Source organism: Citrobacter farmeri, from assembly GCF_019048065.1.
GTDB classification, from domain to species: domain Bacteria; phylum Pseudomonadota; class Gammaproteobacteria; order Enterobacterales; family Enterobacteriaceae; genus Citrobacter_A; species Citrobacter_A farmeri.
The window spans coordinates 263,961-288,977 of record NZ_CP077291.1 but is presented as its reverse complement, the minus strand read 5'-3'; the positions used below and the strand labels follow the sequence as shown (position 1 = coordinate 288,977).

General features: G+C 53.8%; 14 protein-coding genes, 2 tRNA genes, 3 rRNA genes and 1 riboswitch. Of the genes, 4 read left to right on the top strand and 15 right to left on the bottom strand.

The window, feature by feature from the left end:
- Nucleotides 1-75: 75 nt before the first annotated feature.
- On the bottom strand, nt 76-3,759 hold the full coding sequence (metH, locus tag I6L53_RS01330; RefSeq protein ID WP_042320969.1) for a methionine synthase: 3,684 nt from the start codon (nt 3,757-3,759) through the stop codon (nt 76-78).
- Between the two features lie 195 nt (nt 3,760-3,954).
- Here metH and iclR point away from each other — a divergent pair, with 195 nt between their 5' ends.
- Nucleotides 3,955-4,779: a glyoxylate bypass operon transcriptional repressor IclR gene (gene iclR / locus I6L53_RS01325; RefSeq protein ID WP_042320966.1), complete on the top strand. Its 825-nt coding sequence runs from the start codon at nt 3,955-3,957 to the stop codon at nt 4,777-4,779.
- Between the two features lie 112 nt (nt 4,780-4,891).
- On the opposite strand, the gene aceK is transcribed toward iclR, so the two are convergent.
- From aceK to metA, 4 genes are all read right to left on the bottom strand, one after another.
- Nucleotides 4,892-6,616 carry a bifunctional isocitrate dehydrogenase kinase/phosphatase gene (gene aceK / locus I6L53_RS01320; protein ID WP_042320963.1) on the bottom strand — a complete coding sequence of 575 codons (1,725 nt, stop codon included), beginning with the start codon at nt 6,614-6,616 and terminating at the stop codon, nt 4,892-4,894.
- 102 nt (nt 6,617-6,718) lie between these two features.
- Entirely contained in the window at nt 6,719-8,023 is a 1,305-nt protein-coding gene (gene aceA / locus I6L53_RS01315; protein ID WP_042321470.1) for an isocitrate lyase, read from the bottom strand.
- 155 nt (nt 8,024-8,178) lie between these two features.
- Nucleotides 8,179-9,780, bottom strand: coding sequence for a malate synthase A (gene aceB, locus I6L53_RS01310; protein ID WP_042320961.1), 1,602 nt, complete (start codon nt 9,778-9,780; stop codon nt 8,179-8,181).
- A gap of 268 nt (nt 9,781-10,048) precedes the next feature.
- Entirely contained in the window at nt 10,049-10,978 is a 930-nt protein-coding gene (metA, locus tag I6L53_RS01305) for a homoserine O-acetyltransferase MetA (protein ID WP_042320959.1), read from the bottom strand.
- A gap of 156 nt (nt 10,979-11,134) precedes the next feature.
- Here metA and I6L53_RS01300 point away from each other — a divergent pair, with 156 nt between their 5' ends.
- Nucleotides 11,135-11,572: an acetyltransferase gene (locus tag I6L53_RS01300; RefSeq protein ID WP_042320956.1), complete on the top strand. Its 438-nt coding sequence runs from the start codon at nt 11,135-11,137 to the stop codon at nt 11,570-11,572.
- Between the two features lie 116 nt (nt 11,573-11,688).
- On the opposite strand, the gene rrf is transcribed toward I6L53_RS01300, so the two are convergent.
- The 7 genes from rrf to btuB all read right to left on the bottom strand — a co-directional run bounded on the left by rrf (nt 11,689) and on the right by btuB (nt 19,863).
- Nucleotides 11,689-11,804: ribosomal RNA gene (rrf, locus tag I6L53_RS01295) — 5S ribosomal RNA — on the bottom strand.
- 95 nt (nt 11,805-11,899) lie between these two features.
- Nucleotides 11,900-14,806 (bottom strand): 23S ribosomal RNA (locus I6L53_RS01290).
- Between the two features lie 172 nt (nt 14,807-14,978).
- Nucleotides 14,979-15,054, bottom strand: a tRNA-Ala gene (locus I6L53_RS01285).
- Nucleotides 15,055-15,163: 109 nt separating this feature from the next.
- A tRNA-Ile gene (locus tag I6L53_RS01280) sits at nt 15,164-15,240 on the bottom strand.
- 69 nt (nt 15,241-15,309) lie between these two features.
- Nucleotides 15,310-16,851: ribosomal RNA gene (locus tag I6L53_RS01275) — 16S ribosomal RNA — on the bottom strand.
- The 16S, 23S and 5S rRNA genes sit together here with 2 tRNA genes alongside, the layout of an rRNA operon.
- Before the next feature lie 377 nt (nt 16,852-17,228).
- Nucleotides 17,229-18,080, bottom strand: a complete 852-nt coding sequence (gene murI / locus I6L53_RS01270; protein WP_042325665.1) for a glutamate racemase — start codon at nt 18,078-18,080, stop codon at nt 17,229-17,231.
- Nucleotides 18,025-19,863 (bottom strand): TonB-dependent vitamin B12 receptor BtuB, encoded by a 1,839-nt coding sequence (gene btuB / locus I6L53_RS01265; RefSeq protein WP_042325664.1) that lies wholly within the window; start codon nt 19,861-19,863, stop codon nt 18,025-18,027. The genes murI and btuB overlap by 56 nt, the downstream gene beginning before the upstream one ends.
- A 65-nt stretch (nt 19,864-19,928) precedes the next feature.
- A riboswitch (cobalamin riboswitch) is annotated at nt 19,929-20,121 on the bottom strand.
- Nucleotides 20,122-20,235: 114 nt separating this feature from the next.
- Here btuB and trmA point away from each other — a divergent pair.
- The gene (gene trmA / locus I6L53_RS01260) at nt 20,236-21,336 is read left to right on the top strand and encodes a tRNA (uridine(54)-C5)-methyltransferase TrmA (protein WP_042325661.1); all 1,101 of its coding nucleotides are present in this window, start codon (nt 20,236-20,238) and stop codon (nt 21,334-21,336) included.
- A gap of 49 nt (nt 21,337-21,385) precedes the next feature.
- On the opposite strand, the gene I6L53_RS01255 is transcribed toward trmA, so the two are convergent.
- A complete protein-coding gene (locus I6L53_RS01255; protein WP_042325658.1) occupies nt 21,386-21,745 on the bottom strand; it encodes a YijD family membrane protein in 360 nt (119 codons plus the stop codon).
- Complete coding sequence (gene fabR, locus I6L53_RS01250) at nt 21,742-22,395, bottom strand: HTH-type transcriptional repressor FabR (RefSeq protein ID WP_084196680.1); 654 nt, start codon at nt 22,393-22,395, stop codon at nt 21,742-21,744. The genes I6L53_RS01255 and fabR overlap by 4 nt, the downstream gene beginning before the upstream one ends.
- 198 nt (nt 22,396-22,593) lie before the next feature.
- Between fabR and sthA the strand changes: the two genes are divergently transcribed.
- Complete coding sequence (sthA, locus tag I6L53_RS01245) at nt 22,594-23,994, top strand: Si-specific NAD(P)(+) transhydrogenase (RefSeq protein ID WP_042325654.1); 1,401 nt, start codon at nt 22,594-22,596, stop codon at nt 23,992-23,994.
- On the opposite strand, the gene oxyR is transcribed toward sthA, so the two are convergent.
- Nucleotides 23,977-24,894 carry a DNA-binding transcriptional regulator OxyR gene (oxyR, locus tag I6L53_RS01240; protein ID WP_042292657.1) on the bottom strand — a complete coding sequence of 306 codons (918 nt, stop codon included), beginning with the start codon at nt 24,892-24,894 and terminating at the stop codon, nt 23,977-23,979. The two genes, sthA and oxyR, sit on opposite strands and share 18 nt — an antisense overlap.
- Nucleotides 24,895-25,017 lie beyond the last annotated feature (123 nt).

The following is a 25,017-nucleotide window of genomic DNA, read 5'->3' as shown; positions in this document are numbered from 1 at the left end:
GCATTCGGACAACAGAAATCCGGACAGCGCCAACGCCGCCGACTGGCTGAGGCTGGCAGGAAACTCCCGGGCCGATCAGTCGGCGTCATAGCCCAGGTTAGGGGCCAGCCAGCGTTCAACGTCAGCGACGCTCATCCCTTTACGGAAAGCATAGTCCTCCACCTGATCGCGCTGAATCTGCGCGACCGCGTAGTACTTGCTGTCCGGATGACTGAAATACCAGCCGGAGACCGATGCGCCAGGCCACATGGCGAAGGATTCAGTGAGCTTCATGCCGGTGTGTTTTTCCACATCCAGCAACTGCCAGATGGTGCCTTTCTCGGTGTGCTCCGGACAGGCCGGATATCCCGGCGCCGGACGAATTCCCTGGTAGTTTTCGCGAATCAACTCCTCGTTACTGAGGTTCTCGTTGGCCGCATAACCCCAGTAAACCTTACGCACGCGCTCATGCAGGTATTCCGCGAAGGCTTCCGCCAGACGGTCGGCAAGCGCTTTCACCATGATCTTGTTGTAATCATCGTGCTGCGCTTCGAACGCCTCCGCCAGCGCGTCTTCTTCCAGACCTCCGGTCACCGCAAAGGCACCGATGTAGTCCGCTTTACCAGACAGCTTCGGTGCGACAAAATCGGACAGACAGTAGTTGGCGAAACCAACTTTTTCCGTTTGCTGACGCAGATGATGACTAACGGTTAGCACGTGGGTGCGTGTTTCATCACGATAGATTTCGATGTCATCACCCACCCGGTTTGCCGGGAACAGCCCCACCACGCCGCGCGGATTCAGCGCCTTCTCAGCACTCAGTTTATCCAGCATGTCGTTGGCATCGTTAAACAGGCGCTTCGCCTCAACGCCGACCACCTCATCTTCAAGGATGCGCGGATATTTACCCGCCAGCGACCAGGTCATAAAGAACGGGGTCCAGTCGATGTAGTTACGCAGCGTTTCAATACTGGCTTCGACCGCCTGCACGCCCAGACGATGCGCCACCGGCGGCGTGTAGCTTTCCCAGTCGAAGGCCAGATCGTTATCGCGCGCAGCCTGCAGGGAAACGGGTGGCGTGCGCGGTTTTTTGCGACCATGCTGGATACGCACGGTTTCATACTCTTTACGGGTACGAGCGACGAAGTCATCGCGCTGAGTATCAGAAAGCAGCGCGGCAACCACGCCAACGGTGCGCGAGGCGTTCTGCACGTAAACCGTTGGGCCACTGTAGTTCTGCTCGATTTTCACCGCCGTATGCGCTTTCGAGGTCGTCGCCCCGCCAATCAGCAGCGGTATGGTGAAGCCCTGACGTTCCATCTCTTTCGCCACATTGACCATTTCGTCCAGTGACGGGGTAATCAGCCCGGAAAGACCGATCAGATCCGCGTTCACTTCTTTAGCCGTTCTGAGAATCTTCTCCGCCGGCACCATCACGCCAAGATCGACGATTTCGTAGTTGTTACATTGCAGAACCACGCCAACAATATTCTTGCCGATATCGTGAACGTCGCCCTTCACGGTGGCGATCACCATTTTACCGTTGCTGGAACCTTTCTCTTTGCTGGCTTCAATAAACGGTTCGAGATACGCCACCGCCTGTTTCATTACGCGGGCGGATTTCACCACCTGCGGCAGGAACATCTTACCCTCACCGAACAGGTCGCCGACGACGTTCATACCGTCCATCAGCGGCCCTTCAATCACTTCAATCGGACGGGTAGCCTGCTGACGCGCCTCTTCGGTGTCCTGCTCGATAAATTCGGTGATGCCTTTGACCAGCGAGTACTCAAGGCGTTTTTTAACTTCCCAGGTGCGCCATTCCGCCAGTTGGGCGTTGGCCGTCTCATCACTCTTGCTGCCACGGTATCTCTCCGCCAGCTCCAGCAATCGCTCAGTGCCGTCATCACGGCGGTTGAGGATCACGTCCTCGACCGCATCGCGCAATTCAGCAGGCAGATCGTCGTAAATCGCCAGTTGGCCGGCGTTCACAATCCCCATGTCCATACCATTGCGAATGGCGTAGTAGAGGAACACGGCGTGAATCGCTTCGCGCACCGGGTCGTTACCGCGGAACGAGAACGAAACGTTAGATACACCGCCGGAGATCAGCGCATGCGGCAGCTCGCGTTTGATGTCTTCACAGGCACCGATAAAGTCCTGCGCGTAGTTGTTGTGCTCTTCAATCCCGGTCGCCACCGCGAAAATATTCGGGTCGAAAATGATGTCTTCCGGCGGGAAGCCCACCTCTTCGGTGAGAATCTTGTACGCACGGCGGCAAATCTCGATTTTACGCGCGCGGGTATCCGCCTGGCCCTGTTCATCAAAGGCCATCACCACTACCGCCGCGCCATAGCGACGCAGCAGCTTCGCGTGATGGGTGAAGATCTCAACCCCCTCTTTCATGGAGATGGAGTTAACGATGCCTTTGCCCTGAATGCACTTCAGCCCTTTCTCAATGACTTCCCATTTCGACGAGTCAATCATGATCGGCACACGAGCAATATCCGGCTCACCGGCGATCAGGTTGAGGAAACGCACCATCGCCGCTTCGGCGTCGAGCATCCCCTCATCCATGTTGATATCAATAATCTGCGCACCGCTTTCTACCTGCTGACGGGCAACATCCAGTGCTTCGCTGTATTTTTCTTCTTTAATCAGGCGCTTGAATTTGGCAGAGCCCGTGACGTTGGTACGCTCGCCGACGTTCACAAACAGGCTGTCATCGCCAATATTCAACGGTTCAAGACCGGACAGACGACAGGCTACCGGGATCTCCGGCAGCTGACGCGGCGGCAGCCCCTCGACCGCACGACTCATCGCCGTAATGTGTTCCGGGGTGGTGCCGCAGCAACCGCCGACGATATTCAGAAAACCCGCTTCGGCCCACTCGCGGATCTGACTCGCCATCGTATCGGCATCAAGATCGTATTCACCGAAAGCATTAGGCAACCCGGCGTTCGGGTGCGCCGTCACGTAGCATTCGGCAATGCGTGAAAGCTCTTGCACATACTGGCGCAGTTCGTCCGGCCCCAGCGCGCAGTTGAGACCGAAGGTGAGCGGTTCGGCATGGCGCAGGGAGTTATAAAACGCCTCCGTGGTCTGACCGGAAAGCGTACGGCCTGAAGCATCGGTAATGGTGCCGGAAATCATGATCGGCAGGTCGACGCCCAGCGCTTCCATCTCCTCTTTAACGGCGAAAATTGCCGCTTTCGCGTTCAGCGTATCAAAGACGGTTTCAATTAAAATCAGGTCACTTCCGCCTTCCACCAGCGCTTTGGTCGATTCGCGGTACGCGGCCACCAGCTGGTCAAAGGTGATATTACGAAATGCCGGGTCATTCACATCCGGCGAGATCGACGCGGTCCGGTTGGTTGGGCCGAGAACGCCCGCAACATAGCGTGGTTTTTCCGGGGTACGAGCGGTCCACTCATCAGCACAGGCGCGCGCCAGTTTCGCGGCGGCAAAGTTGATCTCCGCCGACAGGGATTCCATCTGGTAATCCGCCATCGCGATGGGGGTGGAGTTGAAGGTGTTGGTTTCAATGATGTCCGCGCCCGCGTCAAAGTACGCGTTGTGAATGGCAGCGATCGCCTCGGGCTTGCTCAGCACCAGCAGGTCATTGTTGCCTTTCAGGTCGCACGGCCAGTCGGCAAAGCGTTCACCACGGAAATCCTCTTCGCTCAGACGGTAGCTCTGGATCATCGTGCCCATGCCGCCATCCAGCACCAGAATACGTTCATTTAACTGCGCACGCAGTTGTTCAACTTTGCTGCTCACACTTGCTCCCGACAACGCTCAACCAGACTGAAAAAAGCTCAACGAAACATACTCGCATAAACATTAATGACGGAAAAGCCAACAACGGGCAACATGAGACATGTTCAGCTTCACTCATCCGATCAGTACAAGATTTCTTGCATTATAATTGAATAAAACGAAAATGATTTCCACGATACAGAAAAGGAATCCGCTATGGTTGCACCCGTACCTGCCAAACGCGGCAGAAAACCCGCCGCGACGACCGCCCCCGCTGCCGGACAGGTTCAGTCACTGACCCGTGGCCTGAAACTACTGGAATGGATCGCGGAATCCAACGGTAGCGTAGCCTTGACTGAACTGGCACAGCAAGCGGGCCTGCCGAACTCCACCACCCACCGTTTGCTGACCACCATGCAGCAGCAGGGTTTTGTGCGTCAGGTGGGCGATCTTGGGCACTGGGCGATAGGTGCCCATGCGTTCATCGTCGGCAGCAGCTTTTTACAGAGCCGCAATCTGCTGGCAATTGTCCATCCCATTCTGCGCAAACTGATGGAAGATTCCGGCGAAACGGTGAATCTGGCGGTGCTGGATCAGAGTGACCATCAGGCGATTATCATTGACCAGGTACAGTGCACCCAGCTGATGCGCATGTCTGCGCCGATTGGCGGTAAACTGCCGATGCACGCCTCCGGCGCGGGCAAAGCATTTTTAGCGCAGTTGAGCGAGGAACAGGTGACTCAGTTGCTGCACCGAAAAGGGCTGCATGCGTACACCCATGCGACGCTGGTCTCCCCGGTTCATCTGAAGGACGACCTCGCCCAGACCCGTAAGCGCGGTTATTCTTTTGATGATGAGGAACATGCGCTCGGCCTGCGCTGCGTGGCGTCGTGCATTTATGACGAACATCGCGAACCGTTTGCTGCGATCTCCATCTCCGGCCCGATTTCGCGCATCACCGACGATCGCGTTACCGAGTTTGGCGCGATGGTGATCAAGGCAGCGAAAGAGGTGACGCTGGCATACGGCGGGATCCGGTAAGCAAAATCCCCCTCAGGGGGATTTTCGGTAGGCCTGATAAGCATAGCGCCATCAGGCAGATCGGCGCATATTGCCGGATGGCGGCGTAAGCGCCTTGTCCGGCCTACAGTAATCAGGTAAACCGTACGCTAAATCGCTGTCGACGACGATAGGCGTAAACATCCTCCACATGCCCTTCGCGGATCCGCGTCTGTAGCGCACGCCAGTAGTCGGCGCGAAACAGATCGGCGTGCATCTCTTCAAACAGCGGCTGGATTCGCGGGTCGGCGCACAGCCAGTGGCGAAACTCCTCAGGAAACACATCGCCCGGCGAAACGCTGTACCACGGCTCACCCGACAGCTCATCTTCCGGATAGCGTGGCGGCGGAATATGGCGGAAATTCACTTCCGTCATGTAGCAGATTTCATCGTAATCGTAGAACACCACGCGTCCATGACGGGTGACACCGAAATTTTTGAACAGCATATCGCCGGGGAAAATATTGGCCGCGGCAAGCTGGCGAATCGCGTTACCGTACTCCTCAATCGCATCCCGCAACTGCTGGCCTTCCACCTGCTCAAGCCAGATATTGAGCGGCACCATCCGCCGCTCAATATAGAGATGACGGATGACAATCTGCTCGCCAAGATCGGTAATCTTTTCCGGCACTTCCTCAAGCAATAGCGCCATCAGTGCCGGATCGATCTGGCGTTTATCCAGTACGAAGTTTTCGAACTCCTGGGTATCCGCCATGCGCCCCACGCGATCGTGCTCTTTCACCAGTTGATAGCAGGCGCGAACGTGGGCGGCAGACATCTCTTTTTGCGGCGCGAACTTATCTTTAATAATTTTGAATACCCGGTCGAAGCCCGGCAGCGTAAAGACCAGCATCACCATCCCGCGTATACCCGGCGCTTCAATAAACTGCTCATCGCAGCTGCGCAGATACAACAGATACTCGCGATAGCTCTCGGTCTTCGCATGTTTCTGACAGCCAATCGCCATGTATAACTCTGCGGTAGTTTTTCCCGGCAGGATCTCGCGCAGCCATTCCACCAGCGCGGCGGGCAGCGGCGCATACACCATAAAATAAGAGCGGGCGAAGCCGAACACGATACTGGCTTCTGCCGTGGTGGTCAGGCAGGTATCCACAAACAGTTCACCCTCATCGGTACGATGGATCGGCAGTAAAAAAGGCACGGTCGCCGTCGGCGTGATGAGTTTACCGACGAGCCAGGCGGCTTTATTGCGATAAAACAGTTCGTTAGCTACCTGTAGATGAGATTGCTGTAACGTCTCTTCGCCAAACGTTTCGCTCAGATGCATGATGATGTAGCGAATATCTCGCCCTTTGTTCTGCCAGGGTAGACGCAACGGCAGATCGCTGAGAATGCGGGTGAGCAGCGGTTCCCATCCATGATCGGGGAAGAAATCTTTCGCCAGAGGACGCGGGATCGTCCGGAAACGGCGTTCTGGCTGGGAGCTAAAAATAAAGAGCCGCTCGGGTGTGAGCGAGCGGTGGTCAAATAACCGGCAATATACGGAGTTAAAAAAGCTCTCCGCAATCTCGAAGCGCGGGTAATCCGGCAGGAGCCCGGTGTAATGCTCTTTTACACGCAGCAAAAACGCGGCGTCGGTACTTTTGCCGCCCGTAATGCAGCGCAGTTGTTCCACCACCAGACCCACATGATGATCGTAGAGGTGAATACGGCTTTTCATCGCCTGCTGCACGGCATGCCAGTCGGCTTGTTCAAACCGCTGTTGCGCGCCGGAGGTGACTTCCAGAAATCGACCATACTGGGCGTCGAAACCTTGCAAAATCGTCTGAGCAATCAGTAACTCCAGGCCACGCGTCATCGCTTCTCCCCATCCGGCACAACGTCATGCCGGATGGCGCGTTCGCTTATCCGGCCTACATCCCTTCGTAGGCCCGGTAAGCGTAGCGCCACCGGGCATTAATCAGAACTGCGATTCTTCGGTCGAACCAGTCAGCGCGGTCACCGATGATGCGCCGCCCTGAATAATGGTGGTAACTTTATCGAAGTAGCCGGTGCCCACTTCCTGTTGGTGAGAGACGAACGTGTAACCGTCCGGGCCCGCGGCGAATTCCGGCTGCTGTACCTTTTCAACGTAATGCTTCATGCCTTCGCCCTGTGCATAAGAACGTGCGAGATCGAACATGTTGAACCACATGCTGTGGATGCCGGCCAGGGTGATGAACTGATACTTGTAGCCCATATCAGATAACTGCTGCTGGAAGCTGGCGATGGTCTTGTCATCCAGATTCTTTTGCCAGTTGAACGACGGCGAGCAGTTGTAGGCCAGCAGTTTGCCCGGATACTTCGCGTGAATGGCATCGGCAAAACGCTTCGCCAGTTCAAGATCCGGCGTAGAGGTTTCACACCAGACCAGGTCGGCATACGGGGCATAGGCCAGACCACGGCTAATCGCTTGCTCAATGCCGGCATGCGTGCGGAAGAACCCTTCACTGGTACGCTCACCGGTAATAAATTCGCTGTCATACGGATCGCAGTCGGAAGTGATCAGATCCGCCGCATCCGCATCGGTACGGGCGATGACCAGCGTCGGTACGCCCATGACGTCAGCCGCCAGACGGGCTGCAACCAGTTTCTGAATCGCTTCCTGAGTCGGCACCAGCACCTTACCGCCCATATGGCCGCACTTCTTCACCGAAGCCAGTTGATCTTCGAAGTGAACAGCCGCTGCACCGGCCTCAATCATCGATTTCATCAGCTCAAAGGCATTCAGTACGCCGCCAAAACCGGCTTCCGCATCAGCAACGATCGGCAGAAAGTAATCCACATAGCGCGGATCGTTGGGTTCAATACCGCTGGACCATTGGATCTGATCCGCACGACGGAAAGTGTTGTTGATCCGATCCACCACAGCCGGAACCGAGTTCGCCGGGTAGAGTGATTGATCCGGGTACATGCTGGACGCCAGGTTAGCGTCCGCCGCAACCTGCCAGCCCGACAGATACACCGCTTCGATGCCCGCTTTCGCCTGCTGTAACGCCTGGCCACCGGTCAGCGCACCAAGGCTGTTGATGTAGCCTTTTTTCGATTCACCGTGCAGCAGACGCCACATTTTGGCCGCGCCCAGTTGTGCCAGCGTGCATTCCGGATTGACCGAGCCGCGTAATTTCACCACTTCCTCCGCGCTGTATGGGCGGCGAATGCCTTCCCAGCGCGGTTGTGTCCATTCTTTCTGTAATTCTTCGATCTGTTGGGTACGGGTTTTCATGTGCAGATGCTCCATATTATCTTCCTGGCTTCCCAGGCGTTATTGGTGAAGGCAGTTTGGTCGCGGCCTGTGCGCAAAAACCGGAACGTACTAAAAGTACGTGGGGATTTTGCGCACTGCCCGGGCCAAAATGGCGAACAAAATAGCCTGGGCAATTAAGCCAGCAGGCGGTAGCCTGGCAACGTCAGGAAATCGATTAATTCGTCCGAGGTGGTGATTTGTTCCATCAGGCGCGCGGCATCGTCAAAACGGCCGCTGCTGTAGCGGTGTTCGCCCAGTTCGTCCTGGATGACACGCATCTCTTCAGCCAGCATTTGGCGGAACAGCGCTTTGGTGACCGGTTTGCCATTGCTCAGGGTTTTCTCGTGATGGATCCACTGCCAGATTGACGTTCGGGAAATTTCCGCTGTTGCCGCATCTTCCATCAGGCCATAAATCGGCACGCAGCCGTTGCCGGAGATCCACGCTTCGATGTACTGCACCGCAACGCGAATATTGGCGCGCATCCCCTCTTCAGTGCGCTCACCTTCACACGGTGCCAGTAATTGTTCTGCGGTAATCGGCGCGTCTTCATCACGGGTCACAAACAATTGGTTTTTGTTCTCGCCCAGCACCTCGTTGAAGACCGCCATCGCGGTGTCCGCCAGCCCCGGATGCGCGATCCACGTGCCATCGTGGCCGTTATTGGCCTCCAGCGCTTTATCCGCTTTCACCTTACTGAGCACCTGATTGTTGCGTTCAACATCCTTACTCGGGATGAATGCCGCCATACCGCCCATCGCAAAGGCACCACGTTTATGGCAGGTTTTAATCAACAGACGCGAATAGGCGCTGAGGAAAGGCTTATCCATCGTCACCACCTGACGGTCAGGCAGAACGCGATCTGGGTGATTCTTCAAGGTTTTGATATAGCTGAAAATGTAATCCCAGCGCCCACAGTTCAGACCGACGATATGATCGCGCAGCGCGTGAAGGATCTCATCCATCTGGAACACTGCCGGCAGGGTTTCAATCAGCAGTGTGGCTTTAATCGTGCCGCGTGCCAGGTTGAAGCGATCTTCGGTATAGCTGAAGACTTCACTCCACCAGGCCGCTTCCTGCCACGCCTGCGTTTTTGGCAGGTAAAAATAGGGACCGCTGCCTTTGGCCAGCAACGATTTGTAGTTATGGAAGAAATACAGAGCAAAATCGAACAAGCTGCCAGGGATCGCTTCACCGCGCCAGGTCACATGTTTTTCCGGCAGGTGCAAGCCGCGCACGCGACAAATCAGTAATGCCGGATTGGGCTTCAACTGGTAGATTTTACCGGCTTCATTGGTGTAGCTGATGGTGCCATTGACTGCATCCCGCAGGTTGATATGCCCATCGATCACCTTGCTCCATTCCGGCGCCAGCGAATCTTCGAAATCGGCCATAAAAACCTTCACATTCGCGTTCAGCGCATTAATGACCATCTTGCGCTCAACCGGCCCGGTAATTTCAACCCGACGATCCTGTAAATCCTCCGGAATACCGCGAATTTTCCAGTTATCATTTCTAATGGAAACTGTTTCCGAAATAAAATCAGGCAATATACCGTTGTCGATATCCTGCTGCTGCTGAATACGAGCCGCGAGCAACTTATTACGCTTTGCCGTAAAGCGCGCCACCAGTTCAGTGAGAAACTCGACCGCCTCAGCGGTCAGGATCTGCTTCTCTGACTCACCATGAGGCCTGGTAAAGATCAATTCATCGGTAGTCGTTGCCTGTTGATTCATTCTGTAACTCCTCGTCATTGATAACAAAGCATTCCCAATGCGAACGAAGGATCGTTGTGTGCTTTTCGTTCAGCACAACTAAGACTACTCATTTCAAAACCAAAATCAAAAACAATTTCCATTTTTAATTGAATTATCAATTAACTTATTGATAACAATAAAAATAAAGTTTAATTACAAGATGAGGTGTATTTCGGAAATAAAAAAGGCACCCGAAGGTGCCTGATTCAATATGCTGAAACGCTTTAGGATCGTCAGCGACAGACGATTAATCCAGCGTTGGATTCATGTGACGCAGATCATATGGCGTAATCTGATAGACGTAATAGTTGAGCCAATTAATGAACAGCAAATTACCGTGGCTTCGCCAGGTTGCTCGAGGTTTGTTTTGGGGATCGTTTTTCGGAAAATAATTGTACGGAACGTCGGGGTTTAACCCGGCTTCCACATCACGAAAATATTCACTGCCCAACGTGTTGGCGTCATATTCCGGATGGCCCGTTACAAACGCAATGCGTTTATCTTTGCTGGCAAACAGGTAGGCATCACCATCCTCAGTTTCAGCGAGGATTTCAAGATCGGTGTAGTCACGGATTAGCACAGCCGGGAAGTCAGCGTAGCGAGAATGCGGGGCGAGGAATGAATCATCAAAACCCCGCGTCAGCAGCGCATGAGGGTGAAGGATATGATGCTCATAAACGCCAGAGAGTTTATCGGTGCGGGTTTGTTTCGGAATACCATAGAGGATATTGAGCGCGGCTTGCACCGCCCAACAGACAAACAGCGTTGACGTGACATGATCTTTCGCCCACTCCAGCACCTGTTTGATCTGTGGCCAGTAGGCAACGTCATTGAACTCTACCAAACCCAGCGGCGCGCCGGTGACGATCAGGCCATCGAAGTTCTGATCGCAGATATCCTCAAAGTTGCAGTAAAAGTTGTTCAGGTGCTCGGCTGGCGTATTACGCGACTCACGGGCATCAATACGCAGTAACTGAACATCTACCTGCAGCGGAGAGTTCGACAGAAGACGCAAAAACTGATTTTCCGTTTCGATTTTCTTCGGCATCAGATTGAGGATAAGCACCTTTAGCGGACGAATTTCCTGACCTGAAGCGCGGGAAGTCGTCATAACAAAGACATTTTCCTCACGCAAGAAATTGACGGCGGGTAGCTCATCCATCACGCGAATCGGCATAACCTGATAACCTCATTACATACGTTTAAACGTTTAGACATCCAGATAGCTGAAGATAACCAGAAATCGCACCAATGTCGAGTCTGCATGTTAAAGGTGAGAAAGTTTCACGACGACGAATACGTTAGAATATAAGCATAACGAAAAGGAGAGAATATGGTTATTAACATACGCCGATCCCGGCATGATGAAGGGGAAAAACTGATTGCGATCTGGTGTCGTTCGGTCGACGCCACTCATGATTTTCTGTCTAAAGAGTACCGTATTGAGCTGGAGAAGTTAGTCCGATCATTTTTGCCCGAAGCACCTTTATGGGTTGCCGCTGATGAGCAGGATGAGCCTGTCGCGTTTATGTTACTGACCGGGGATCATATGGATGCGCTGTTTGTTGATCCCGAAGCCCGGGGTTGTGGCGTGGGTAAATTATTGATTGAGCATGCACTTTCGTTAGCACCCACGTTGACAACTAACGTAAACGAACAGAATGAACAAGCCGTTGGATTCTATAAGAAATTAGGATTCAGGGTGACGGGGCGCGCAGAGCTCGATGAACTTGGGTGGCCATATCCGTTATTGCATCTGGCATATCGCTGACAGGTGCAAATCCGTTTCCGACACATTTGTCCTGCTCAGAGCCGTCTCTCTCCGACAAACTGCAGACAAACAAAAAAACCCCATGCTTTCGCATGAGGTTTTCTTGTTTATTTGATGCCTGGCAGTTCCCTACTCTCACATGGGGAGACCCCACACTACCATCGGCGCTACGGCGTTTCACTTCTGAGTTCGGCATGGGGTCAGGTGGGACCACCGCGCTACTGCCGCCAGGCAAATTCTGTTTCATCACCCCGTTTCCACGAAGTGACATAATCTGTTATCAAGCTGATATTGATGTCTCTCACGCCAAAACATCTTCGGCGTTGTAAGGTTAAGCCTCACGGTTCATTAGTACCGGTTAGCTCAACGCATCGCTGCGCTTACACACCCGGCCTATCAACGTCGTCGTCTTCAACGTTCCTTCAGGACTCTCAAGGAGTCAGGGAGAACTCATCTCGGGGCAAGTTTCGTGCTTAGATGCTTTCAGCACTTATCTCTTCCGCATTTAGCTACCGGGCAGTGCCATTGGCATGACAACCCGAACACCAGTGATGCGTCCACTCCGGTCCTCTCGTACTAGGAGCAGCCCCCCTCAATTCTCCAGCGCCCACGGCAGATAGGGACCGAACTGTCTCACGACGTTCTAAACCCAGCTCGCGTACCACTTTAAATGGCGAACAGCCATACCCTTGGGACCTACTTCAGCCCCAGGATGTGATGAGCCGACATCGAGGTGCCAAACACCGCCGTCGATATGAACTCTTGGGCGGTATCAGCCTGTTATCCCCGGAGTACCTTTTATCCGTTGAGCGATGGCCCTTCCATTCAGAACCACCGGATCACTAAGACCTGCTTTCGCACCTGCTCGCGCCGTCACGCTCGCAGTCAAGCTAGCTTATGCCTTTGCACTAACCTCCTGATGTCCGACCAGGATTAGCTAACCTTCGTGCTCCTCCGTTACTCTTTAGGAGGAGACCGCCCCAGTCAAACTACCCACCAGACACTGTCCGCAACCCGGGTAACGGGCCTACGTTAGAACACCAGCCATTAAAGGGTGGTATTTCAAGGGCGGCTCCATGCAGACTGGCGTCCACACTTCAAAGCCTCCCACCTATCCTACACATCAAGGACCAGTGTTCAGTGTCAAGCTATAGTAAAGGTTCACGGGGTCTTTCCGTCTTGCCGCGGGTACACTGCATCTTCACAGCGAGTTCAATTTCACTGAGTCTCGGGTGGAGACAGCCTGGCCATCATTACGCCATTCGTGCAGGTCGGAACTTACCCGACAAGGAATTTCGCTACCTTAGGACCGTTATAGTTACGGCCGCCGTTTACCGGGGCTTCGATCAAGAGCTTCTCCTTACGGATAACCCCATCAATTAACCTTCCGGCACCGGGCAGGCGTCACACCGTATACGTCCACTTTCGTGTTTGCACAGTGCTGTGTTTTTAATAAACAGTTGCAGCCAGCTGGTATCTTCGACTGATTTCAGCTCCACGAGTAAATCGCTTCACCTACGTATCAGCGTGCCTTCTCCCGAAGTTACGGCACCATTTTGCCTAGTTCCTTCACCCGAGTTCTCTCAAGCGCCTTGGTATTCTCTACCTGACCACCTGTGTCGGTTTGGGGTACGATTTGATGTTACCTGATGCTTAGAGGCTTTTCCTGGAAGCAGGGCATTTGTTACTTCAGCACCGTAGTGCCTCGTCATCACGCCTCAGTGTTAAAGTGAACCGGATTTACCTGGAACACACACCTACACGCTTAAACCGGGACAACCGTCGCCCGGCCAACATAGCCTTCTCCGTCCCCCCTTCGCAGTAACACCAAGTACAGGAATATTAACCTGTTTCCCATCGACTACGCCTTTCGGCCTCGCCTTAGGGGTCGACTCACCCTGCCCCGATTAACGTTGGACAGGAACCCTTGGTCTTCCGGCGAGCGGGCTTTTCACCCGCTTTATCGTTACTTATGTCAGCATTCGCACTTCTGATACCTCCAGCATGCCTCACAGCACACCTTCGCAGGCTTACAGAACGCTCCCCTACCCAACAACACATAGTGTCGCTGCCGCAGCTTCGGTGCATGGTTTAGCCCCGTTACATCTTCCGCGCAGGCCGACTCGACCAGTGAGCTATTACGCTTTCTTTAAATGATGGCTGCTTCTAAGCCAACATCCTGGCTGTCTGAGCCTTCCCACATCGTTTCCCACTTAACCATGACTTTGGGACCTTAGCTGGCGGTCTGGGTTGTTTCCCTCTTCACGACGGACGTTAGCACCCGCCGTGTGTCTCCCGTGATAACATTCTTCGGTATTCGCAGTTTGCATCGGGTTGGTAAGTCGGGATGACCCCCTAGCCGAAACAGTGCTCTACCCCCGAAGATGAGTTCACGAGGCGCTACCTAAATAGCTTTCGGGGAGAACCAGCTATCTCCCGGTTTGATTGGCCTTTCACCCCCAGCCACAAGTCATCCGCTAATTTTTCAACATTAGTCGGTTCGGTCCTCCAGTTAGTGTTACCCAACCTTCAACCTGCCCATGGCTAGATCACCGGGTTTCGGGTCTATACCCTGCAACTTAACGCCCAGTTAAGACTCGGTTTCCCTTCGGCTCCCCTATTCGGTTAACCTTGCTACAGAATATAAGTCGCTGACCCATTATACAAAAGGTACGCAGTCACCCCATAAAAGAGGCTCCCACTGCTTGTACGTACACGGTTTCAGGTTCTTTTTCACTCCCCTCGCCGGGGTTCTTTTCGCCTTTCCCTCACGGTACTGGTTCACTATCGGTCAGTCAGGAGTATTTAGCCTTGGAGGATGGTCCCCCCATATTCAGACAGGATACCACGTGTCCCGCCCTACTCATCGAGCTCACAGCACGTGCAATTTTGTGTACGGGGCTGTCACCCTGTATCGCCGGCCTTTCCAGACCGTTCCACTACCACACATGCTGATTCAGGCTCTGGGCTGCTCCCCGTTCGCTCGCCGCTACTGGGGGAATCTCGGTTGATTTCTTTTCCTCGGGGTACTTAGATGTTTCAGTTCCCCCGGTTCGCCTCGTTAAGCTATGTATTCACTTAACGATAGTGCAACGGATTGCACTGGGTTTCCCCATTCGGACATCGCCGGCTATAACGGTTCATATCACCTTACCGACGCTTTTCGCAGATTAGCACGTCCTTCATCGCCTCTGACTGCCAGGGCATCCACCGTGTACGCTTAGTCGCTTAACCTCACAACCCGAAGATGTTTCACTTCATGATTGCGAAAATTTGAGAGACTCGAACACACCATTAAAGATGTGTCGTTTCAATTTTCAGCTTGATCCAGATTTTTAAAGAGCAAAACTTCGCAGTGAACCCTTTCAGGTACACTCTGAAGTTTTCTTGATTACGTTCTACAGTATGGTGGAGCTATGCGGGATCGAACCGCAGACCTCCTGCGTGCAAAGCAGGCGCTCTCCCAGCTGAGCTATAGCCCCATACAGTGTAGTTAAAACCTCGTCCCTAATTCGTTTCCGGGCGCGGCGTGGTGAGGCGAAGCATACTGAAGTATGCGAGCATTGCCACAACAAAGCACGGGAGCGAATTTGGTAGGCCTGAGTGGACTTGAACCACCGACCTCACCCTTATCAGGGGTGCGCTCTAACCACCTGAGCTACAAGCCTGTAGAGGTTTTACTGCTCGTTTTTCATCAGACAATCTGTGTGGACACTACAAAGGCAGGTTCTTTAAGGTAAGGAGGTGATCCAACCGCAGGTTCCCCTACGGTTACCTTGTTACGACTTCACCCCAGTCATGAATCACAAAGTGGTAAGCGCCCTCCCGAAGGTTAAGCTACCTACTTCTTTTGCAACCCACTCCCATGGTGTGACGGGCGGTGTGTACAAGGCCCGGGAACGTATTCACCGTGGCATTCTGATCCACGATTACTAGCGATTCCGACTTCATGGAGTCGAGTTGCAGACTCCAATCCGGACTACGACATACTTTATGAGGTCCGCTTGCTCTCGCGAGGTCGCTTCTCTTTGTATATGCCATTGTAGCACGTGTGTAGCCCTGGTCGTAAGGGCCATGATGACTTGACGTCATCCCCACCTTCCTCCAGTTTATCACTGGCAGTCTCCTTTGAGTTCCCGGCCGGACCGCTGGCAACAAAGGATAAGGGTTGCGCTCGTTGCGGGACTTAACCCAACATTTCACAACACGAGCTGACGACAGCCATGCAGCACCTGTCTCACAGTTCCCGAAGGCACCAAGGCATCTCTGCCAAGTTCTGTGGATGTCAAGACCAGGTAAGGTTCTTCGCGTTGCATCGAATTAAACCACATGCTCCACCGCTTGTGCGGGCCCCCGTCAATTCATTTGAGTTTTAACCTTGCGGCCGTACTCCCCAGGCGGTCTATTTAACGCGTTAGCTCCGGAAGCCACGCCTCAAGGGCACAACCTCCAAATAGACATCGTTTACGGCGTGGACTACCAGGGTATCTAATCCTGTTTGCTCCCCACGCTTTCGCACCTGAGCGTCAGTCTTCGTCCAGGGGGCCGCCTTCGCCACCGGTATTCCTCCAGATCTCTACGCATTTCACCGCTACACCTGGAATTCTACCCCCCTCTACGAGACTCAAGCCTGCCAGTTTCGAATGCAGTTCCCAGGTTGAGCCCGGGGATTTCACATCCGACTTGACAGACCGCCTGCGTGCGCTTTACGCCCAGTAATTCCGATTAACGCTTGCACCCTCCGTATTACCGCGGCTGCTGGCACGGAGTTAGCCGGTGCTTCTTCTGCGGGTAACGTCAATGGCTAAGGTTATTAACCTTAACCCCTTCCTCCCCGCTGAAAGTACTTTACAACCCGAAGGCCTTCTTCATACACGCGGCATGGCTGCATCAGGCTTGCGCCCATTGTGCAATATTCCCCACTGCTGCCTCCCGTAGGAGTCTGGACCGTGTCTCAGTTCCAGTGTGGCTGGTCATCCTCTCAGACCAGCTAGGGATCGTCGCCTTGGTGAGCCGTTACCTCACCAACAAGCTAATCCCATCTGGGCACATCCGATGGCAAGAGGCCCGAAGGTCCCCCTCTTTGGTCTTGCGACGTTATGCGGTATTAGCTACCGTTTCCAGTAGTTATCCCCCTCCATCGGGCAGTTTCCCAGACATTACTCACCCGTCCGCCACTCGTCAGCGAAGCAGCAAGCTGCTTCCTGTTACCGTTCGACTTGCATGTGTTAGGCCTGCCGCCAGCGTTCAATCTGAGCCATGATCAAACTCTTCAATTTAAGTTTGATGCTCGTGAATTAAACTTCGTAATGAATTACGTGTTCACTCAGAGACTTGGTATTCATTTTTCGTCTTGCGACGTTAAGAATCCATGTCACTTTGAGTGCCCACACAGATTGTCTGATAAATTGTTAAAGAGCAGTGCCGCTTCGCTTTTTCTCAGCGGCGCGGGGTGTGCATAATACGCTTTCCCGCTTCAGAGTCAAGCATTTATTTCGCTTTTCTCTGTGGGCGTTCATCGCTGAACCCCGCTGACCCGGCGGCTTGCGTGCCGTTGTTCCGTGTCAGTGGAGGCGCATTATAGGGAGTTATTTCGGGCTGACAAGGGGAAATTTAAAATAATCTTCCGAGTGCGCAATATTTACCCAAAACAGGTTTAGACTGCCAGTTTTTCGAGCGATTCAAAGCCGTAGCGCTGCAAAACGGGTAACAATTGCTCAGTTTCCGGCGTCATCGCCATGCAATAGGCAATATTGGCATCTGCTGATTTCGCATCCGGCGCTTCATGCTCCAGTAACCAGGCCGTGCGGCGCGCAATGGCCGCACCGGAATCTACCAGTCGCGTCCCTTCAGGCAGAACCTGTAAGAGTTCTTCCTGTAACAAAGGGAAATGGGTGCAACCAAGCACCACCGTATCAGGCGGTTCCGGCATCCGCAGCCATGGACGCAGAATCCGTTGCAACTCTTCCAGCGGCACTGGCTCGCCATGCAACTTCGCTTCCGCCAGCTCCACCAGTTCTGCTGACCCCAGCATGGCGATCTGGCACTCATTCGCAAAGCGCGCAATCAGCTCATGCGTATAAGGACGCTTCACCGTCCCGCGTGTTGCCAGCAGCCCGACAACACCATTTGCCGTCAGACGTGCCGCCGGTTTGATCGCCGGTACCACGCCCACGACCGGGAAAGCAAACTTCTCACGCAAGGCCGGAAGGGAGACCGTACTGGCCGTGTTACAGGCGATAACTGCCAGGGAAAGAGGATAGCGCTGCTGTACCGCCGTCACGATCTCAACAACGCGCTCAACGATAAACGCCTCACTCTTCTCCCCATAAGGAAAAGCCACGTTATCGAAAGCGTAGATATAGTGGAGATCCGGCAGGAGATGCCGGATCTCATCATAGACCGACAGCCCACCGACACCGGAATCAAATACCAGCACGGTGGGGCGTGGATCAGAAGGTGTAGCTGCCAGACAAGGTGTATTCCCGTCCTGCAGTTTGGTAGCCATAAACTGTCTCGTAATCTTTATCGAACAGGTTGGCTATTTTACCACGAACTATGAGATGTGAGGTGACCGGATATGAAAGTCCGATGTCCCACACGCTCAGTCCGCCCATTTTCACCTTACGGGAATTGTCATAGTCGTAATCGTAACGCTCACCAATGTACTGATAGGTCACATCCCAGCCCAGCTCGTAGACCTGTCCGCTCAGCTCATACTTCACCTGCTGCTTCGCACGGCGATAAAGTTGCTGATCGGTTTCATCATCGCGCGGATCCACATACTGCAACGTTAGGCGGTGATCGACCGGACCGGTTGTCAGGTTCCCCGTCCATTCCAGCCCTTTGATGGTCGCGGATTTGACGTTGAAGTAGGTATTGTTGTTGTAGTCGATCAGATTCTGGATTTTGTAGCGATAGGTCGACAAGCGCCAGTCAAGCGGACCGGTCAGCCCTTCTAACCCAGCCTCCCACTGCTTTGACTCTTCCGGCTTCAGGTTCGGGTTCGAGGCGATACCAAAGCGCTCTGCACCAAACTGTTGGCCCAGTGAAGGCGCAAGGAAACCTGTGCCATAGGAGAGCGTTACCTTATAGTCATCAACAAACTGCCAGCCCGCCGCCGTTTGCCAGGTACCATGCCAGCCAAACTGGTCGTCATGGTCCTCACGACCAGACGCTTCCAGCGTCACGCTATCAATCTGCTGTTGCCCGGTCAGGTAGAGCCCCGTGTTATCACGCTTATAGTTGTCTGTCCCATACTCGCCAAAGGACATTAGCTTTTCTTGCTTCCAGTCGACGCCCGCGCTGACAGCACCATGCCCAACAATAACGTTGTTGCCCCACTGGACATAGCGCTGCTCCATGTCATCAAGACTGTAACCTGTCGCATAGCGCCCGTTCAGGCTGCTGTAGTTATAGTCCTTAATACGCTGGTAGTTGGCGACCAGTTGCGAAGAGTAGATACCGGAATTGAAGCGCAGCCCCGTATCCCACGACTGGGTATAATTCTGATGCTCGTCGTTTCCGCCGTCATAACCCCATTTCCCCTGGTCATAATCGGCATTACTGGCATAGCCGTAGCCACGGAAGTAACCATCGAATTGATCGTTAAATTTGTGCTCAACGCCTCCCCAGAACAGCTTATTGCGATAGCCATCACGATCGCTGTCGCCGCTGTAGCTGGAGCGTGGCTGCACATCGAAGCCTTTGGTGGTCTGATACGCCCCGGCTGCGGTCACTACGGTATCGCCAAAACGTTGGCGGTAAGTGCCGTCATATTGCTGATAACCTTTTGACCCCACACCAGCATTGATCTGCGAACGCTCCTCACCGGCCATGGTGATAATGTTCACCACGCCGCCAATCGCGCCAGAGCCATAAATCGCTGAACGCGGGCCGCGGATATACTCGATACGCTGCACCAGCGAGACCGGGATCTGGTCTATATCGGAGTTATTCGAAATGCCCGGACGGGCGACCGGAATACCATCCACTAACACCAGAACGTGTTTCGCTTCGGTACCCCGCACAAACAGAGAAGAGCTTTGCCCCATGCCGCCATTCTGAGCCACATCCACGCCAGGCAGGCGACGCATGACATCAAGGACGGTTCGGGACTGCCAGCGTTCGATATCTTCACGCGTGACAATGTCAGTTGGAGCCAGAACGGTATTAACGGGTTGCTGAAAGCGGTTTGCCGTCACGACAAGCGTGTCAGGGGTGGCATCCTGTGCCCAACCCGAAAAGGCCGTGACGGAGAGCGCCGTCAACAGCGATGTTTTTTTAATCATTGTAAAGCATCCACAATAGAAGAAGGATGCCGCAGGTCCCACCGATAGTACGCGATGATGAAAACCAGTTGCGACGTTAGCCGGCAGGTCTTCGGGCTTGGAAGGTATCCCCGTCAGGGATAATAGAAATGAAGACTTCCCGCCCAGGGGCAGTGTCTGCTTACGCTCTCATCTCACCTTTCCTTACCGCTGCGCGTCAGCTCCAGATTTACACTGGATTCCCTATTAACTCACAGGACCGGCACACGGATGCTACAGTTTGTAACATCTTACTGTCCAGCGCGTTTGTTAAATATCGGAAGTCATCAATGTCTGGACATCTGTTGAGCAATCCCTACAATCCCCGCGTACTTATATTTTTCAGGATACATCATGACCCCCGAACACCTTCCGACAGAACAGTATGACGCGCAGCTCGCCGAGAAAGTGGTGCGCTTGCAGAGTATGATGGCGCCCTTTTCTGGCCTGGTTCCGGAAGTGTTTCGCTCGCCGGTCAGTCACTACCGTATGCGTGCGGAGTTCCGCATCTGGCACGACGGTGACGACCTGTATCACATCATTTTTGACCAGCAGAGCAAAAGCCGGATCCGCGTCGACAGCTTCCCGGCGGCGAGTGAACTGATCAACCAGTTGATGACCGCGATGATCGCAGGCGTGCGCGACAACCGCGTACTGCGCCATAAGCTGTTCCAGATTGATTATCTCACCACGATGAGCAATCAGGCGGTGGTTTCGCTGCTGTATCATAAAAAGCTGGACGATGAGTGGCGTGAAGCCGCCGAAGCGTTGCGCGATGCGCTGCGTGCGCAGAACCTGAATGTGCATTTGATTGGTCGCGCGACGAAAACGAAAATCGCGCTGGACCAGGATTACATCGACGAACGCTTGCCGGTCGCGGGCAAAGAGATGGTCTATCGTCAGGTCGAGAACAGTTTTACGCAGCCCAATGCGGCAATGAACATTCAGATGCTGGAGTGGGCGCTGGATGTCACCCGCGAATCGAAAGGCGATCTGCTTGAACTGTACTGCGGAAATGGCAACTTTTCACTCGCGCTGGCGCGCAACTTTGAGCGCGTACTGGCGACCGAAATCGCCAAGCCATCGGTTGCCGCCGCGCAATACAACATTGCGGCGAATCAGATTGATAACGTGCAGATTATCCGCATGGCGGCGGAAGAGTTTACGCAGGCGATGAACGGCGTACGCGAGTTTAACCGCTTGCAGGGCATCGATCTGAAAAGCTATCAGTGCGAAACGATTTTTGTCGATCCGCCCCGCAGCGGTCTGGACAGCGAGACGGAGAAAATGGTGCAGGCCTACCCGCGCATTCTCTATATCTCATGTAACCCAGAGACATTGTGTAAGAACCTGGAAACGTTAAGCCAGACGCATAACATCTCACGCCTGGCGCTGTTTGATCAGTTTCCGTATACGCATCATATGGAATGTGGGGTGTTGTTGACGGCGAAGTAATTTCCGGTACCGGATGATGACGCGCCGCGCCTCATCCGGTCCACAGCGCTTATTCCGACACTTCCTGCTTGCGGTTACGCATTTTCACCCCGATCCAGAAGACCAGAATGACCGACAGAACCGCCGGGAAGAAGTTGGAACCGATATCCGGATACTCCGCGCGCACCACGGTGCTGTAAAGCAGAACGCCGAGAATAAAGCAGGCGGCAGACAGGCCCGGTAACCCCACAGGCATGGTGCGATTCTGATAACGTTGATGCAGACAGTACACCGTCAGCACCAGCGAGATAATCGGGAATACAGAGAACGGCACGATGGAGCTAAACAGCGCCGCGAATGTGCCATTGATCGACAAGCCAGCGACCAGCGCCAGCAACAGCGTACCTTTATCCTGAACTGACTGTTTCATTGCTCTTCCTTCACGTTACCCGGAATAAGGGGCATCTTCTCTTGTTCACGGCGATACCAGTAATACGCGCCTTTCGAAATCATGCGCAGCTGCAATACCAGTCGCTCTTCTAACTGCCGACGCTGTTCCGCGCCCACGTCCAGCGCCTCGGCGCCTGCGCTGAAAACAATCGTCACCATCGCTTCGGCTTGCGCTTCAGTAAACGCACGCGGCATATGGTTTTCGAGTTCCAGATAGTCCGCAAGTTCCGCGATGAAGTGCTGAATTTCTCGCGCAACGGCGGCACGGAAAGCCGCTGAGGTGCCAGAACGTTCACGCAATAATAAACGGAAGGCGTTGGGGTTGTTACCGATGAACTCCATAAATGTGGAGACCGAGGTGCGGATCACACTCCCGCCCTTGGCGATACGCTGACGTGCCTGGCGCATCAATTGTCGTAACATCAGACCGCTTTCATCGACCATGGTCAGGCCAAGTTCATCAACATCACGGAAATGACGATAAAACGAGGTCGGCGCAATGCCCGCTTCACGCGCAACTTCACGCAAACTGAGACTGGCGAAGCTACGCTCCGCGCTTAGTTGACTAAATGCGGCCTCAACCAGCGAACGCCGGGTTTTTTCTTTTTGCTGCGCTCTAACGCCCATCACGATGTCTGAATCCTTCCAAATGTCTTGTCTGGCACTATACCAGAGTTCAAAGTTAATCTGCTTCTTCCGCTTTGTGAATGATTGTTTACGCGCAGTTTGTGCTTCAGCTTCGCAAAAAAGCACAACGATAATTGGGTTATCCCGGCAATGATGTTACTATTCTGTTGCTTTTATGTATAAGAACAGGTAAGCCTTACCATGCCACATTCCTACGATTACGATGCCATAGTAATAGGTTCCGGCCCCGGCGGCGAAGGTGCTGCAATGGGTCTGGTTAAGCAAGGAGCTCGCGTTGCCGTTATCGAGCGTTATCATAACGTTGGCGGCGGTTGCACCCACTGGGGCACCATCCCGTCGAAAGCGCTCCGTCACGCAGTCAGTCGTATTATCGAATTCAATCAGAATCCTCTTTACAGCGATCATTCCCGCCTGCTCCGTTCCTCATTCGCCGATATTCTCAACCATGCCGACAACGTGATAAATCAACAAACACGGATGCGACAGGGTTTTTATGAGCGTAATCACTGTGAAATCTTGCAGGGCAACGCCCATTTTGTTGACGAACACACGCTGGCGCTGGAATGCCATGATGGTACGGTTGAGACCCTGACGGCAGAGAAGTTTGTCATTGCCTGTGGCTCGCGCCCTTATCATCCGGCAGATGTGGACTTCTCGCACCCGCGCATTTATGACAGCGATTCGATCCTCAGCCTGCACCACGAACCTCGCCACGTCATTATTTATGGCGCCGGGGTGATCGGCTGCGAATATGCGTCGATTTTCCGCGGAATGGAAGTCAAAGTTGACCTCATCAACACCCGTGATCGTCTGCTGGCGTTCCTCGATCAGGAGATGTCCGACTCCCTCTCTTACCACTTCTGGAACAGTGGCGTCGTCATTCGTCACAATGAAGAGTATGAGAAGATCGAAGGCTGCGATGACGGCGTGATCATGCACCTGAAGTCCGGTAAGAAACTGAAGGCCGATTGCCTGCTGTATGCCAATGGTCGTACCGGGAATACCGATTCCCTGGCGTTACAGAATATCGGTCTGGAAACCGACAGCCGTGGTCAACTCAAGGTCAACAGCATGTACCAGACCGCGCTGCCACATGTTTACGCGGTAGGTGATGTGATTGGTTACCCGAGCCTGGCATCCGCGGCATACGACCAGGGGCGCATTGCCGCCCAGGCGCTGGTGAAAGGAGAAGCGAACGCGCATCTGATTGAAGATATCCCAACCGGGATTTATACCATTCCCGAGATCAGTTCCGTGGGTAAAACCGAACAGCAACTGACGGCGATGAAAGTGCCTTACGAAGTGGGACGAGCCCAGTTTAAACACCTGGCGCGTGCGCAAATCGTCGGCATGAACGTGGGCACGCTGAAGATTTTGTTTCATCGGGAAACAAAAGAAATTCTGGGAATTCACTGCTTTGGCGAGCGCGCTGCCGAGATTATTCACATCGGTCAGGCGATTATGGAACAGAAAGGTGGTGGTAACACGATTGAGTACTTCGTTAACACCACCTTTAACTATCCGACCATGGCGGAAGCCTATCGGGTCGCCGCGCTAAATGGCTTAAACCGCCTTTTTTAACGCATTGTCGAAATGGCCATCCATCGCACCACGGATGGCCTCTGCCAGTTGCTCATAGCGACTGCGCAGAGGTGAACCCGGACGATAAACCAGTCCTACCGTGCGACGTGGCTCTGGCTTAATACAGGGCAGATACACGACGCCATCGCGCTTGCGTTCCTGTGGAACCGCCAACGCCGGCAGCAACGTAATACCGCTTCCCGCCGCCACCATGTTACGCAGCGTTTCCAGACTGGTCGCGCGGAAGTGGGTGTCTTCGTCAGCACCGGCTTCAAAGCAGAAACCCATCGCCTGATCGCGCAGGCAGTGACCGTCCTCCAGCATCAGCAGTTTTTCGCCTGCCAGATCGGACATCGGCACGCAGTCGCGATTCGCCCACGGGTGATCCTCATAGATCGCCAGCAGCATTGGCTCGTCGAACAGCGGCACTTCAATAAATGCCTCACTTTCTTTCACCAGCGCCAGAATCACACAATCGAGCTTGCCGCTATCCAGTTGCGCCAGCAACTGATGGGTCTGCGCTTCATGCAGATACATTTCCAGCTTCGGGAAAGTCTGGTGCAGCATCGGAATAATATGCGGCAGCAGGTAAGGACCAACAGTGGGAATCAAACCAATGTGCAGCGGGCCTGACATGGTCTCGCCCTGTTGGCTTGCCATCTCCTTGAGCACTTTGACCTCACGCAGCACGGTGCGTGCCTGATCCACCAGCAGTAAACCTGCCTGGGTGAAAAGCACTTTACGACTCGTACGCTCCAGCAGCATCACGCCCAGTTCATCTTCCAGCTTGCGGATTTGACCGCTCAGCGTTGGCTGGCTGACGTGACAGGAGTCCGCCGCGCGCCGGAAGTGGCGATGTTCGGCTAATGCCACCAGGTATTCAAGATCACGAATATTCATTATTCATCCTCCATCGCCACGATAGTTCATGGCGATAGGTAGCATAGCAACGAACGATTATCCCTATCAAGCTTTCTGTCTGATAATCCATCACAGAAACGGAGCGGTCTCGTTTAACCCTTG